This is a genomic window from Niallia sp. Kr1 (assembly GCF_050389805.1).
Taxonomy (GTDB): Bacteria; Bacillota; Bacilli; order Bacillales; family Cytobacillaceae; genus Bacillus_BD.
Genome location: NZ_CP130945.1, coordinates 3,990,769 through 4,005,598, shown reverse-complemented (window position 1 = coordinate 4,005,598; position 14,830 = coordinate 3,990,769). Strand labels below are relative to the sequence as shown.

Here is a 14,830-nt window from a genome sequence, read left to right as displayed (position 1 = left end):
GATACAATTCAGTAAATAAGTGATTCTCTTATCCAGCGTGTGATCCGCATTTCTATAGATCCGATCAACTCATTCAAGGGGTGAAAGCATTGTTTAAATTTAACGACGAAAAAGGCCAATTAAAATGCTCGTTCTGTGGCAAGACCCAAGAACAAGTCCGAAAGCTAGTAGCCGGACCAGGAGTTTATATTTGTGATGAATGTATAGAATTATGTACTGAAATTGTTGAAGAGGAATTAGGAACAGAAGAGGAAATTGAATTTAAAGATGTTCCAAAGCCAGCTGAAATCCGTGAAATATTAGATGACTATGTCATTGGACAAGATCAAGCAAAGAAATCTTTATCTGTAGCCGTTTACAATCATTACAAACGTATTAATTCAAACAGTAAAATTGATGATGTTGAACTTGCGAAAAGTAATATTGCAATGATTGGACCAACTGGTAGTGGTAAAACATTACTGGCTCAGACACTCGCTCGTATTCTAAATGTTCCATTTGCGATTGCTGATGCCACTTCTTTAACAGAAGCTGGGTATGTGGGTGAAGATGTTGAAAACATCCTATTAAAATTGATCCAAGCTGCTGATTATGATGTGGAAAAAGCTGAAAAAGGCATTATCTATATTGATGAAATTGATAAGGTTGCACGTAAATCTGAAAATCCTTCTATTACAAGGGATGTATCAGGTGAAGGCGTTCAGCAAGCCTTGTTAAAAATCTTAGAAGGTACAGTGGCAAGTGTTCCTCCACAAGGTGGCAGAAAGCACCTACATCAAGAATTCATTCAAATTGACACAACCAATATTTTATTTATTTGTGGTGGTGCATTTGATGGAATTGAAACGATTATTAAACGCCGTCTAGGTCAAAAAGTAATTGGTTTCGGTTCTGATATGAAAGAAACTGAAGTGGATAACAAGGATCTTTTAGCAAAAGTATTGCCAGAAGATTTACTACGCTTTGGTTTAATTCCTGAATTTATTGGACGTTTACCAATTATTGCAAGTTTAAATCAACTAGATGAAGAAGCTCTAGTTGAAATTTTAACAAAGCCAAAGAATGCTCTAGTGAAACAATATCAAAAAATGCTTGAAATTGATGATGTTGAATTAGAGTTTGAAGATGGAGCATTACGTGAAATCGCGAAACAGGCAATCGAAAGAAAAACAGGTGCTCGTGGTTTGCGCTCCATTATTGAAGGAATCATGTTAGATGTGATGTATGACCTTCCTTCACGAGATGATATTCAAAAATGTATCATCACAGCAGAAACGGTTATCAATAAAAATGATCCTAAATTAGTTTTAAAAGACGGTACCGTTGTTGAAGAAAAACGTAAAACGTCTGCATAAATTAAAAAAACACAAGAGATTCTTAAATCTCTTGTGTTTTTTTTGTTAAGAAACCTAAAAGAAATTCTGTTTAATCCTGCTTTTATACGGAGATACTAGCATATATCATCTCGTACTAATTAGCAGGAGGGAACAATATGAGTTGGACTGGAATCGTCATCTTTATCCAATTATTTTTTGGTATAGTGATTGGTTTATACTTTTGGAATTTACTCAAAAACCAACGCACACAAAAAGTAACCATAGATCGTGAATCAAAAAAAGAAATGGATCAATTACGAAAAATGCGTGATATCCAATTAAGTGAACCATTATCAGAAAAAGTTCGACCATCCAGCTTTGATGATATTGTCGGTCAAAAGGATGGCATCAAATCATTAAAAGCGGCATTATGTGGACCGAATCCACAGCACGTCATTATATATGGACCTCCAGGTGTCGGAAAAACAGCAGCAGCGCGCCTTGTATTAGAAGAAGCGAAGAAAAATACGAAATCTCCTTTTAAGCCATCCTCAGTGTTTGTGGAATTAGATGCAACCACGGCAAGATTTGATGAACGAGGAATTGCCGATCCACTCATTGGATCTGTACATGATCCCATTTATCAAGGAGCAGGTGCGATGGGACAAGCCGGAATTCCACAACCTAAGCAAGGAGCGGTCACCAATGCCCACGGGGGCGTTTTATTTATCGACGAAATTGGAGAATTGCATCCCATTCAAATGAATAAGCTGTTAAAGGTACTTGAGGACCGTAAAGTCTTTTTAGAAAGTGCTTATTACAGCGAGGAAAATACACAAATCCCGAATCACATTCACGATATTTTCAAAAATGGATTACCTGCTGATTTCCGTTTAATTGGTGCCACCACTCGAACGCCAAGTGAAATTCCGCCTGCAATTAGATCTCGATGTATGGAAGTCTTTTTTAGAGAATTATCCCAAGAAGAAATCTCCATCGTCGCGAAAAAGGCAGCAGACAAGGTAGATCTAACGATTAGTGAAAAAGGGCTTGAGATTTTGGCTTCCTATGCAAGAAATGGTCGCGAAGCCGTGAACATGATTCAATTGGCAACAGGTCTTGCGATTACAGAAGAACGTTCATACATAAAGGAAGAAGATATTGAATGGTTAGTTCATTCAAGTCAACTCACGCCAAGAATGGAACGAAAGGTATCCGGTTTTTCAAAAGTAGGGTTGGTGAATGGTCTTGCCGTTCATGGTCCGAATACGGGCTCTTTACTTGAGATTGAAGTGACCGTCATTCCAGCTAAGGAGAAGGGCTCCATTAATATAACAGGCATTGTCGAAGAGGAAAGTATGGGAAATAGCAGCAAATCCATTCGCCGCAAAAGTATGGCAAAGGGATCGATTGAAAATGTGATTACTGTACTACGGACAATTGGGGTACCAGCACATGATTATGACATTCATGTGAATTTTCCTGGAGGAGTTCCTATTGATGGACCATCCGCAGGGATTGCAATGGCAACAGGCATTTACTCAGCCATTTATCAATTACCTGTTGACAGCAAGGTCGCCATGACTGGAGAAATTAGCATTCATGGAAGTGTCAAACCAATTGGTGGGGTTTATCCAAAAGTGAAGGCGGCCAAAGATGCAGGTGTCAAAAAAGTTATTATTCCAAAGGAAAATATGCAATCAGTATTAAATGAAATCGAAGACATCGAAATCATTCCCGTTACTCATATCAATGAAGTGTTTGACATTGCTCTTAAAAAGACTTATGCAACTGACGAATCCATTTCGGCTTCCATTGATATCGATGTATCCAAAAAAGAAAGTATATAACATAGAAGAAGCTTCGCTTTGTTGCTTTGTGAGGCCCTAGCGAAGTTTCTTTTTGTAATAAATAAGAAGCCATCGTGATTGTCCACCAAATTAGACACGCTCACTTAAATACGATAAAATTGTCTAATATAAAAATGTTTTTATACAGAAAATGAATATGGAGGTGTAGGTTTTGGCTAACAATGAAGAAATCATCGTTCCTTTGTTACCATTGCGAGGATTGTTAGTATATCCCACAATGGTTCTTCATTTAGATGTTGGGCGTGAAAAATCTGTTCAAGCCCTTGAAAAAGCAATGGTTGATAATCATTTAATCTTTTTAACAACCCAAAAGGATCTATCAGTAGATGTCCCAATTGAAGAAGACTTATATGAAGTTGGTACATTAACAAAAGTAAAACAAATGCTTAAGCTTCCGAACGGAACCATTCGTGTTTTGATTGAAGGCTTAAAAAGAGGGAAAATCATTGAGTTTTTAGATGAACCTGATTATTTTTCCGTTAAATTAATGACCTATGAAGACGATCCAACCGTTGATCCAGAAGATCAAGCGTTAATGAGAACAATGTTGGAGTACTTTGAACAATACATAAAAGTATCGAAAAAAATATCTGCAGAAACATTTACATCTGTAAGTGATATAGAAGAACCTGGCCGTATGGCTGATATCATAGCAAGTCATTTGCCCTTAAAATTAAATGAAAAACAAGAGATTTTAGAGTTAACGGATATTAAAGAACGCATGAATCGCGTCATTGAAATCATCCATAATGAAAGAGAAGTACTAAATCTCGAAAAGAAAATTGGCCAGCGTGTCAAAAAATCAATGGAAAGAACGCAAAAGGAATACTATCTGCGTGAACAGATGAAAGCCATTCAAAAAGAACTTGGGGATAAAGATGGTAAGTCAGGTGAAGTCGCTGAGTTAACGGAGAAAATTGAAGAAGCTGGTATGCCTGATCATACAAAAAATGCTGCATTAAAGGAATTAGATCGATATGAAAAGGTTCCATCCAGTTCTGCGGAGAGTGCAGTCATCCGCAATTATATCGATTGGCTCATTAGCCTTCCTTGGTCCAAGTCCACAAATGATGATATTAATATCGAAAAAGCGGAAAAAGTTTTAAACCGCGATCATTTTGGACTAGAAAAGGTGAAAGAACGTGTCCTCGAATATCTAGCGGTTCAAAAATTAACGAACTCTTTAAAGGGACCGATTCTCTGTCTTGCAGGTCCTCCAGGGGTTGGTAAAACAAGCCTTGCTCGTTCTATTGCGACGTCATTAAATCGAAACTTTGTAAGGGTTTCACTTGGTGGCGTACGGGATGAATCTGAGATTCGCGGTCATAGACGGACTTATGTTGGGGCTATGCCGGGTAGAATCATTCAAGGTATGAAAAAAGCGGGTACAATCAATCCTGTCTTTTTACTTGATGAAATTGATAAAATGTCGGGAGATTTCCGTGGTGACCCGTCTGCTGCGTTATTAGAAGTGTTAGATCCAGAACAAAACCATAATTTCAGTGATCATTATATTGAAGAACCCTATGATCTATCTAAGGTTATGTTTATCGCCACAGCCAATGATTTAGCTTCTATTCCAGGACCATTACGTGACCGGATGGAAATTATATCGATTGCTGGATACACAGAAATCGAAAAAATCCATATTGCTAAAGACCATTTATTGCCAAAACAAATTAAAGAGCATGGTTTAACGAAGGCGCAGCTTCAAGTTCGTGAGGATGGCATTAAGCAAATCGTGCGCTATTATACGCGTGAAGCAGGCGTTCGTAGTCTTGAACGGAAACTAGCTAGCATTTGCCGTAAAACAGCTAAAATTATTGTATCAGGCGAGAAAAAACGTATCGTTATCACAGAGCAAAATGTGGAAGAGTATCTTGGAAAAACGATGTTCCACTATGGTCAAGCAGAACAGGAAGATCAAGTCGGTGTGGCGACAGGTCTTGCTTATACAACGGTTGGCGGGGATACGCTACAAATCGAGGTTTCCTTGTCACCTGGTAAAGGGAAATTAGTCCTAACTGGAAAATTAGGCGATGTCATGAAAGAATCGGCGCAGGCCGCATTTAGTTTTATCCGCTCCAAAGCGACAGAGCTTGGAATTGACCCTGAATTTCATGAGAAAAATGATATTCATATCCACGTTCCAGAAGGTGCTGTTCCAAAAGATGGTCCATCTGCAGGAATTACGATGGCAACGGCCTTGGCTTCTGCGTTAACAGGCAGACCTATTCGCAAAGAAATTGGGATGACCGGTGAAATTACGCTTCGTGGTCGGGTATTGCCAATTGGTGGATTAAAAGAGAAGTCATTAGGTGCTCATAGAGCGGGAATTACAAAAATTATTTGTCCTAAGGAAAATGAAAAAGATTTAGATGATATTCCTGAAAGTGTAAGGCAGGAGTTAGAATTTGTTTTTGTTTCTCATGTGGACGAAGTGCTGGCTCAGGCTTTAATAAGTGAGGGATAAGAATGAAAGTAACAAGTGCTGATATTATCATAAGTGCGGTCAAACCAGAGCAATATCCAGAAGGTGGACTACCGGAATTTGCTTTGGCCGGACGTTCAAATGTAGGGAAATCTTCTTTTATCAATAAAATGTTAAATCGAAAAAGTCTTGCACGGACTTCATCTAAACCAGGAAAAACACAGACGTTAAATTTTTTCTTAATAAACGAAAATTTTTACTTTGTGGATGTTCCAGGCTATGGATATGCAAAGGTTTCTAAAACTGAACGAGCTGCATGGGGAAGAATGATTGAAACGTATTTAACTAATCGTGAACCATTAAAGGCTGTCGTATTAATTGTAGATTTACGCCATCCCCCAACAGCTGATGACGTGATGATGTATGATTTCTTAAAGCATTATGGAATTCCGTGTATCATCATTAATACAAAGGCAGATAAAGTACCAAAATCAAAATGGCAAAAACATGTGAAAATCACAAAAGAAACACTCAACCTAGATCCCAATGACCCAATTGTCCTCTTCTCATCCGACACAGGCTACGGAAGAGACGAAGCCTGGTCCGTACTACAGAGTTATATGTGAGTCAGGGGGACAGGTTCCTTAACTCAGATTTAAAAGCACTAGCTTAGTTTTCCTCTAAGCTAGTGCTTTTTTACTTTAGAATGAGACAAGGGGCCTGTCCCCTAGACTCAATGACTTCCTCTACTTCCGCTTAAAAAACAACAAATAAATCCCAACTACAATGAGTAGAATCGGCCAATATTGAATGATTGAATCAACTTTATTTGTTAATAAACCCAGCCAGCCCATAATCTTTTCATAGAATATCATCAATCCGGCTAAGGATAAAAATATAATTCCCTGTCCCAAACCATTACTGGTTTTTTGATAACGAAGAAAGGATCCGAGGGCAATGAATAGGATAAGGGCACCACTCGCATCAGGCCAGATGGATAAGCGATTAACCAAATGAAAATGAAGACCAAATCCGGTTAAAATGACCCCAGGCATGATCGCTTCATAATCTTTTCCTCCGTAGCCTTGAGCTAAAAAGGCGATTCCAACAATGATTAAAAGGGTTGACCATGTCATAAATTCACTTAAAAAAGTAATATTGGCTTGTTTCCAAATAATGTATATTCCAAATCCTAATAAAATGATCCCAGGGAAAAAACGCTGATTTTTCATTCTCTTATTCCTTTCGTACCTGTTTTCTTGAATATTCGCCCATTTTTTGTTACTGTACAGAGGAGATATGATTCTAGAATTTATAAATACTTTCTTAAATATATTACCATATTATTGGAAAAACACTTTTGCATTTTTACAGGAGTTTCCAAAACTGTTCGTTATTTTCAAAAATAGTTAAAGGTTTTCATGATATAATAGGCTCTAGGGATTTATGCTTATTTTTAAGGGGGATAAAAATAACATGCATATCATTGTCGTCGGTATTAACCATAAAACCGCCCCAGTAGAAATCCGCGAACGGTTGACATTTGACCCATCGCAATTAGGGGATGCGATGACTACTTTAAAACAAAAGAAAAGTATTCTTGAAAATGTCATTCTATCAACATGTAATCGGACGGAGATATATGCTGTCGTTGATCAGATTCATACAGGTAGATACTATATTAAAGAATTTTTATCAGAATGGTTCCATATTGAAAAAGAAGAATTTACACCATTTCTATTTATATATGAAGAAGACGGTGCCATGGAGCATCTCTTCAAAGTAACCTGTGGATTGAATTCACTCGTTCTAGGTGAGACTCAAATCCTAGGTCAAGTTCGTACAAGCTTTTTAACCGCACAAGAAGGGCAAACAAGCGGAACGGTTTTCAATCAATTATTCAAGCAAGCAATTACGTTAGCGAAAAAGGCGCATTCTAACACAGATATTGGATCCAATGCGGTATCTGTTAGTTATGCGGCAGTCGAATTAGCGAAGAAAGTGTTTGGGTCGATTGAGAACAAACATGTGATCATTTTAGGTGCCGGAAAAATGGGTGAGTTGGCGATCCAGAATCTTCATGGCAGTGGCGCAACGAAAATCACGGTGTTAAATCGTACGTACGAAAAAGCTGAAAATTTAGCTTCTCGTTTTAACGGGCAAGCAAAAACGATGGATGAGCTTCAAACTGCATTGATGGACGCTGATATTTTGATCAGTTCAACTGGAGCGAAGGATTTTGTCTTAACCAAGAAAATGGTTGAGGAAGTTGAGAAAAAGCGTAAAGGCAAGCCATTATTTATGGTGGACATAGCGGTACCTCGTGATTTGGATCCAACAATTGCTGAACTTGAAGGGGTCTTCCTCTATGATATTGATGATTTAGAGGGTATTGTAGAAGCGAACCTGCAAGAGCGTAAGAAAGCGGCAGAAGCGATTATGTTGATGATCGAGGAAGAAATCGTAGAATACAAGCAGTGGTTAAATATGCTAGGCGTTGTCCCAGTGATCTCTGCTCTTCGTGAAAAAGCATTAAATATCCAAGCGGAAACGATGAAAAGCTTGGAGAGAAAATTACCGAACTTAAGCGAACGTGAAATGAAGGTCTTAAATAAACATACAAAGAGTATTATCAATCAAATGTTGAAGGATCCGATTTTACAAGTGAAGGAATTAGCTGGTTCGAAGGACGCCGATAAAAACTTAATATTCTTTATGAGTATTTTTAATATTGAAGAACAAGTTGAAAAGCAAAAGAATGTAGAATTCGTGAAAGAAACAGCCGTTAATGCTCCATCACCAATAACTGTTTTTCAATCATAGAATGAGGGTATGATATGTTGGATAGCTTAATACCTCGGCTACAAGAGCTAACGGTTATTTTATACGCCATATGCGTATTGTTATATTTTATTGATTTTCTTCACCAAAACCGGAAGGCAAATCGTGTTGCCTTCTGGTTACTTTTATTTGTATGGATCCTTCAATCCTTTTCATTGTATTATTATATGGTTGATACGGGGCGATTTCCGATACTGACGATTTTTGAAGGGCTTTATTTTTATGTGTGGGTGCTCATTACCCTCTCATTAATCATTAATCGTGTCATGAAAGTCGATTTTATCGTGTTTTTCACCAATATTATTGGGTTTATGATTTTGGTTATACATACCTTTACTCCCGATCAAATCGGCTCAACCGTACGAGCTGAGCAGCTTGTTTCAGAGCTTCTTCTGATTCATATCACAACGGCCATCTTGTCGTATGGAGCTTTTTCACTTTCATTTGTTTCTTCGATTCTTTATTTAATTCAATATAATTTGCTGAAACAAAAGAAATGGGGGAAAAGGCTCTGGAGAATAGCGGATCTACAAAAATTAGAGCAGTTTTCATACATTTTGAATATGATTGGAGTCCCAATCCTCATGATCGGAATCATCTTGGGAGTACGATGGGCTTATATTAAATTACCGATTGTCCCATGGTACGATCCAAAAGTTATCGGCTCCATTATCGTTGTTATGATCTATTGTATTTATATTTATTTTCGCATTAAAAAAGGGATGACTGGGAAGTCGCTCGCCTTATTAAATATCGCGGCTTTTCTGATTTTGCTTATCAATTTTTTCTTAATCGGAAACATCTCTTCTTTTCATATTTGGTTATAGTAACTATTCATTTGGAGGCTATCATGAGAAAAATAATCGTTGGCTCTAGACGCAGTAAATTAGCAATGACTCAAACAAAATGGGTGATTGAGCAGTTAAAAAAATTAGATGATTCATTCGAGTTTGAAATCAGAGAAATCGTCACAAAAGGCGATCGGATTTTAGATGTCACCCTGTCAAAAGTTGGAGGAAAAGGGTTATTTGTTAAAGAGATTGAACAAGCTATGCTTGATAAAGAAATCGATATGGCTGTACATAGTATGAAGGACATGCCAGCTGTTCTTCCAGAAGGGCTTGTTATCGGCTGTATTCCAGAAAGAGAAGATCACCGAGATGCCTTTATTTCCAAAGGTCATATTAAATTTAACGATTTAAAGCCAGGAGCTATTGTCGGGACAAGCTCGTTAAGAAGAGGTGCACAGCTGCTTGCCAAGCGTCCTGATATCGAGATTAAATGGATTCGAGGAAATATTGATACAAGACTTGAAAAGTTACAAACAGAAGACTATGACGCCATCATTTTAGCGGCAGCAGGCTTATCAAGAATGGGATGGACATCTGAAACCGTCACTGAATTTTTAGATCCAGATTCTTGTCTTCCTGCAGTGGGTCAAGGAGCGCTTGCGATTGAATGTCGTGCTAGTGACGATGAACTTCTTTCCTTGCTTAAAAAGTTCAATAGCGTTGAAACAAGTCAAACGGTACGTGCGGAGAGAGTCTTTTTAAATAAAATGGAAGGTGGCTGTCAGGTGCCAATTGCTGGCTTTGCCACGCTAAATGATGCTGATGAAATTGTTCTCACTGGTTTAGTTGCTTCCCCTGACGGAAAAACCATTTATAAAGAACAGGCTGTTGGTCAAGACCCAGAACAACTTGGTGAAAAAGTCGCTCAACAATTAATTGGTTTGGGTGCCAAGGACTTAATCAAAGAGGTAACAGAAGAGAATGAGAGTGAATGAACCCCTCTCTTCCTTTGAAAAATAAACAGGTTTTAGTAGCCAGACGAAAAAATCTAGCGAAATCATTTTCAGAGATTGTGAAAGGGATGGGCGGGATTCCTGTTGAAATTCCATTATTGGCGTTTAGACCAAGGGAAATCACGCCTGAGATTCAAAGTAAAATCGATGAAGTATCACGCTATGATTGGATTATTTTTACAAGTAATGTAAGCGTTGAAACCTTTTTATCATATGTTGAGCTGCTACCTTCTCAATTTCCTCAAATTGCAGCGATTGGGAAGAAAACAGCTAAAGTACTAACAGACAGAGGGCTTACGGTTGAGTTCATACCGACTGAGTATGTGGCTGAAGCATTTGTTGAAGAATTCGCTCCCCTCGTCCAAAAGGGGACAAAGATACTGATACCTAAAGGGAATTTGGCCAGAGATTATATTGCGAAAAACTTAATCGAATTAGGGGCAGAAGTAGATGAAGTGATCGTATATGAAACTTACTTTCCACCTGAAAGCAAAGCGGTATTGAAGCAAAAAATAGAGCAGCAAGAGTTAGATATCATTCCCTTCACAAGTCCATCAACCGTGGATTACTTTATGGAAGTGATTCATGATTTTAAATTAGCCGATGAGTTATCTTCCTTTATTTTTGCGTGTATAGGTCCTGTAGCGAAAAAAAGGGCGGAAGAATATGGTCTACCTGTTCATGTCGTTCCATCGGTTTACACAGTTGAGGAAATGATGAAGGAAATTGCCCATTACATATTAAAATTAAAATAGTTGTTGGAGGGGTTTTCGATGGATTTACAGTTTAAGCGCCATCGCCGATTAAGACAAAACGCGACAATGCGTTCATTAGTAAGAGAGAATTTTATTCGATTAGAAGATTTCATTTACCCTATTTTTGTGATTGAAGGCGAAAATATTAAAAATGAAATTTCCTCAATGCCTGGGATTTACCAATTTTCCCTTGATCGTTTAGCCGAGGAAATGGATGAGGTACAATCCCTTGGAATTAAATCCGTCCTACTTTTTGGGATTCCTGCTCAAAAGGATGAATGTGGTACAGGCGCTTTTCATGACCATGGGATTGTTCAAGAAGCGACTCGTTTTATTAAAGAGAAATATCCTGAAATCCTTGTGGTTGCCGATACATGTCTGTGTGAATACACAAGTCATGGCCATTGTGGAATGGTCGAAGGAGATCAGATCCTAAATGACTCTTCCCTAAAAGTTTTAACAGATACTGCGGTTAGCCAAGCTAAAGCAGGTGCTGATATTATTGCTCCCTCCAATATGATGGATGGGTTTGTGGCAGCGATTCGGCAAGGACTCGATGAAGCTGGATTTACCCATATTCCAATTATGTCTTATGCAGTAAAATATGCTTCGTCTTTCTATGGTCCATTCCGCGAAGCCGCTGATGGGGCTCCCCAATTTGGTGACCGCAAAACCTATCAAATGGATCCAGCGAATCGTCATGAGGCGTTCCGTGAAGCCCATTCGGATATCGAAGAAGGTGCCGACTTTTTAATTGTGAAACCGGGTATGCCATACTTGGATATCGTTCGTGATGTAAGAAATGAGTTTCATGTACCTGTTGTGATTTACAATGTCAGTGGAGAATTTTCAATGGTAAAAGCAGCAGCTGCAAACGGATGGATTGAAGAACAAGCAGTTGTCATGGAAATGTTGACTGGAATGAAGCGCGCTGGAGCTGATCTGATCATTACGTATCATGCGAAAGATGCTGCTCGTTGGTTACAAGAAAATTAAAATAATACATAGAGAAGAGGGATTGCATGCGCTCATATAATCGATCAATCGAAGCTTTCCAAGAAGCCAAAAACTTAATGCCAGGTGGCGTAAATAGTCCTGTACGTGCCTTTAAATCTGTAAACATGGATCCAATTTTTATTGAAAGAGGAAAAGGGTCCAAAATCTATGATATTGATGGCAACGAATATATCGACTATGTCCTTTCATGGGGTCCACTTATTTTAGGACATGCAGATGATAGAGTTGTTGAAGCATTGAAAAAGGCAGCTGAAATGGGGGCAAGCTTTGGTGCGCCGACTCTCAGTGAAAATAAATTAGCTAATCTAGTAAAAGAACGTGTTCCATCGATTGAAATGATTCGAATGGTTTCTTCAGGAACAGAAGCCACGATGAGTGCCCTTCGCTTAGCTAGAGGGTATACAGGTAGAAACTTAATATTAAAATTTGAAGGCTGTTACCATGGTGCCTCCGATTCTTTATTAATTAAAGCTGGTTCAGGTGTTGCAACTCTAGGGCTACCTGACAGCCCTGGAGTACCCGAAGGAGTGGCTAAAAATACATTAACGGTTGCGTATAATGACCTTGACGGTGTGAAGTACGCATTTGAGCAATATGGAAAAGACATTGCCGCAGTCATTGTCGAGCCAGTTGCAGGAAATATGGGCGTTGTTCCACCACAACCAGGCTTCTTATCTGGATTACGTGAATTAACAACAAACTATGGTGCTTTGTTAATTTTTGATGAAGTCATGACCGGTTTCCGTGCTGGTTACAACTGTGCCCAAGGCATTTTTGGTATAACTCCTGACTTAACTTGTCTTGGCAAAGTAATCGGTGGGGGACTTCCAGTCGGTGCTTACGGTGGTAAGGCTGAAATTATGGAAAAAGTCGCTCCAAGCGGTTCGATTTACCAAGCAGGAACCTTATCAGGAAATCCACTAGCGATGACAGCTGGGTATGAAACAATTAGTCAGTTGAAGCCAGAGGATTACAAAGAGTTTGAACGTAAAGGAGACAAATTAGAAGCAGGCATAAAAGCAGCTGCGGATAAGTATGGGGTACCCGTTACCTTTAATCGCGCTGGTTCCATGATTGGCTTCTTCTTCACAAACGAAGACGTGATCAATTATGATACAGCGAAAGCTTCTGATCTCAAATTCTTTGCAGATTATTACAAAATTATGGCGGACAATGGTGTTTACCTGCCACCTTCTCAATTCGAAGGATTATTCTTATCAACAAAGCATAGTGATGAAGATATCGATAAAACCCTTCAAGCGGTAGAAGTCGCATTTTCAACGTATAAAAAATAAGGAAAACCAGCCAGTTACTCATTTACGAGTAACTGGCTTTTTTGATTCGATGGGACAGGTCCCGTGACTCATTTTCTGGGGGATAGGGAACCTTTCCTTGTGTCCCTCATAAATCAACGTTTTTTTTAATATGAAAAATCATAAATCCCTTTTTCTGTTCATAAAGTGTAATGACATAGTGATTAACGTGATGGAATAGAAGGGAGGAGTCGCTTTGTCACATGGTAATCAATCCTATTTGCGATTTTCATTAGAGGAATCTGTCTGGTTTCAAAAAGGACAGGAAGTGGATGAATTAATCTCGATCTCACTTGACCCAGATATTACCATTCAAGAGAGCGATCAATATATAACCATAAAAGGGTCGTTAGAGTTAACGGGTGAATATAACCGTGAACCGTCATTTGAAGTAGAGGAAGAGGACAACACGGATTATTTTCACACTAATCCAAGAACCATTCAATCCGTAGAGTATCGGAATGAAGAAGGTCTATGTGCTTTTACCCATCAATTTCCTGTTGAAGTTACGATTCCTAAGAACAGGATTCAAAACTTAGACGATATTGATGTAGCGGTTGAAACTTTTGACTATGCTTTTCCTGAAAAAAGCTGCCTGCGACTGACTGCTGATTTGATGATTGTTGGTTTATATGGAGAGCAGCAACATGAGCTTTATGAGGAAGAAGAGGAACCTGTTGAAATCGAGGTTGAGGAAATTAAGCATGACCAACCAACATTCAGTGATGATTTTAAGGAATTCGATTTATATTCAAAGCCATCTCTACCAGAGATCCATACGGATGACACTTACCGTCCATATCAAGCAGAAAGAAACAACCTAGAGCCTGTAGAAGAGCCTGCTGAAGAACCATTCTCTTATGCAAAACCAGAAATTCCTGAAGAGAACGAGGAGATTTACGTGCCTTTTGAAGTAGAAGCAAGAAAACCACCAGAAGAGGAACAAAAAGTTGAAGAGGTTGTAGGATTTCAATCGTTTGAGGAGAAATACCCGGATATTACTTTAGGAAATGATGAAGAAGAAGACGAGCGAAAAGAAGCTTCTGAAAAGGAACCTGTACTTGAAAAAGCTACAGCAAAGGAACCAGAAGAAGTGGTTCCTGAAATTACATTTATAACCCAGGAAAAAATGAAAGCACCTGTAGAGGAAAGTTCTTCTTCAGAAGAAAGTTCCGCTGAAGAAGAGGAAGTCCTTCATCAGGAAGAAAAACCTGCTCAAGAAAAGAAGAAAAAGAAGAAGTTAAAAAACAAACAGTCGATTACACTTTCTGAATTTTTTGCTCGTAAAGATGACGAGGAGCACACAAAAGTGAAAATGTGCATCGTCCAAAGTGGGGATACCCTTGAAAACGTTGCAGAACGCTATGAGGTTTCTGTTTCTCAAATCCAACGAGTCAATCAAATGGAATTGAATCAAGACATTTACGAAGGGCAAGTGTTATATATCCCGATACCACAAACACAAAGTTAAAACCCCCGATG

The 14,830-nt window shown here is 38.7% G+C and carries 12 protein-coding genes; 11 read left to right on the top strand and 1 reads right to left on the bottom strand.

Going from position 1 to position 14,830, the window contains the following annotated elements; translation table 11 throughout:
* Positions 1-89: 89 nt before the first annotated feature.
* The 4 genes from clpX to yihA all read left to right on the top strand — a co-directional run bounded on the left by clpX (position 90) and on the right by yihA (position 6,244).
* Positions 90-1,355 (top strand): ATP-dependent protease ATP-binding subunit ClpX, encoded by a 1,266-nt coding sequence (gene clpX / locus Q5760_RS19670; protein ID WP_428909303.1) that lies wholly within the window; start codon positions 90-92, stop codon positions 1,353-1,355.
* A gap of 137 nt (positions 1,356-1,492) precedes the next feature.
* Complete coding sequence (gene lonB, locus Q5760_RS19665) at positions 1,493-3,166, top strand: ATP-dependent protease LonB (protein ID WP_428909302.1); 1,674 nt, start codon at positions 1,493-1,495, stop codon at positions 3,164-3,166.
* A 172-nt stretch (positions 3,167-3,338) separates the two neighbouring features.
* Positions 3,339-5,660 (top strand): endopeptidase La, encoded by a 2,322-nt coding sequence (gene lon / locus Q5760_RS19660; RefSeq protein WP_428909301.1) that lies wholly within the window; start codon positions 3,339-3,341, stop codon positions 5,658-5,660.
* 2 nt (positions 5,661-5,662) lie between these two features.
* The gene (gene yihA, locus Q5760_RS19655; protein WP_428909300.1) at positions 5,663-6,244 is read left to right on the top strand and encodes a ribosome biogenesis GTP-binding protein YihA/YsxC; all 582 of its coding nucleotides are present in this window, start codon (positions 5,663-5,665) and stop codon (positions 6,242-6,244) included.
* Positions 6,245-6,364: 120 nt separating this feature from the next.
* Here the strand turns inward: yihA and Q5760_RS19650 are convergent, their stop codons facing one another.
* Positions 6,365-6,850 carry a hypothetical protein gene (locus tag Q5760_RS19650; RefSeq protein WP_428909299.1) on the bottom strand — a complete coding sequence of 162 codons (486 nt, stop codon included), beginning with the start codon at positions 6,848-6,850 and terminating at the stop codon, positions 6,365-6,367.
* A gap of 244 nt (positions 6,851-7,094) precedes the next feature.
* On the opposite strand from Q5760_RS19650, the gene hemA reads away from it, so the two are divergent.
* The 7 genes from hemA (at position 7,095) to spoVID (ending at position 14,819) form a co-directional block, all read left to right on the top strand.
* Positions 7,095-8,441: a glutamyl-tRNA reductase gene (gene hemA, locus Q5760_RS19645; protein ID WP_428909298.1), complete on the top strand. Its 1,347-nt coding sequence runs from the start codon at positions 7,095-7,097 to the stop codon at positions 8,439-8,441.
* A gap of 14 nt (positions 8,442-8,455) precedes the next feature.
* Positions 8,456-9,286 (top strand): cytochrome C assembly family protein, encoded by an 831-nt coding sequence (locus Q5760_RS19640; protein ID WP_428909297.1) that lies wholly within the window; start codon positions 8,456-8,458, stop codon positions 9,284-9,286.
* Positions 9,287-9,309: 23 nt separating this feature from the next.
* Positions 9,310-10,245: a hydroxymethylbilane synthase gene (gene hemC / locus Q5760_RS19635; protein ID WP_428909296.1), complete on the top strand. Its 936-nt coding sequence runs from the start codon at positions 9,310-9,312 to the stop codon at positions 10,243-10,245.
* Between the two features lie 14 nt (positions 10,246-10,259).
* Entirely contained in the window at positions 10,260-11,018 is a 759-nt protein-coding gene (locus tag Q5760_RS19630; protein ID WP_428909295.1) for a uroporphyrinogen-III synthase, read from the top strand.
* A gap of 18 nt (positions 11,019-11,036) precedes the next feature.
* Complete coding sequence (gene hemB, locus Q5760_RS19625) at positions 11,037-12,014, top strand: porphobilinogen synthase (RefSeq protein ID WP_428909294.1); 978 nt, start codon at positions 11,037-11,039, stop codon at positions 12,012-12,014.
* 26 nt (positions 12,015-12,040) lie between these two features.
* Positions 12,041-13,330, top strand: coding sequence for a glutamate-1-semialdehyde 2,1-aminomutase (gene hemL, locus Q5760_RS19620; RefSeq protein WP_428909293.1), 1,290 nt, complete (start codon positions 12,041-12,043; stop codon positions 13,328-13,330).
* Positions 13,331-13,544: 214 nt separating this feature from the next.
* Positions 13,545-14,819 carry a stage VI sporulation protein D gene (gene spoVID / locus Q5760_RS19615; RefSeq protein ID WP_428909292.1) on the top strand — a complete coding sequence of 425 codons (1,275 nt, stop codon included), beginning with the start codon at positions 13,545-13,547 and terminating at the stop codon, positions 14,817-14,819.
* The last annotated feature ends 11 nt before the right edge of the window (positions 14,820-14,830 follow it).

Bases quoted from the DNA above. Each gene is read 5' to 3' on its own strand.
- Q5760_RS19640 (WP_428909297.1), top strand. From the start codon at position 8,456: ATGTTGGATAGCTTAATACCTCGGCTACAAGAGCTAACGGTTATTTTA.
- hemL (WP_428909293.1), top strand. From the start codon at position 12,041: ATGCGCTCATATAATCGATCAATCGAAGCTTTCCAAGAAGCCAAAAAC.
- yihA (WP_428909300.1), top strand. From the start codon at position 5,663: ATGAAAGTAACAAGTGCTGATATTATCATAAGTGCGGTCAAACCAGAG.
- hemB (WP_428909294.1), top strand. From the start codon at position 11,037: ATGGATTTACAGTTTAAGCGCCATCGCCGATTAAGACAAAACGCGACA.
- lonB (WP_428909302.1), top strand. From the start codon at position 1,493: ATGAGTTGGACTGGAATCGTCATCTTTATCCAATTATTTTTTGGTATA.
- hemC (WP_428909296.1), top strand. From the start codon at position 9,310: ATGAGAAAAATAATCGTTGGCTCTAGACGCAGTAAATTAGCAATGACT.
- Q5760_RS19650 (WP_428909299.1), bottom strand. From the start codon at position 6,850: ATGAAAAATCAGCGTTTTTTCCCTGGGATCATTTTATTAGGATTTGGA.
- hemA (WP_428909298.1), top strand. From the start codon at position 7,095: ATGCATATCATTGTCGTCGGTATTAACCATAAAACCGCCCCAGTAGAA.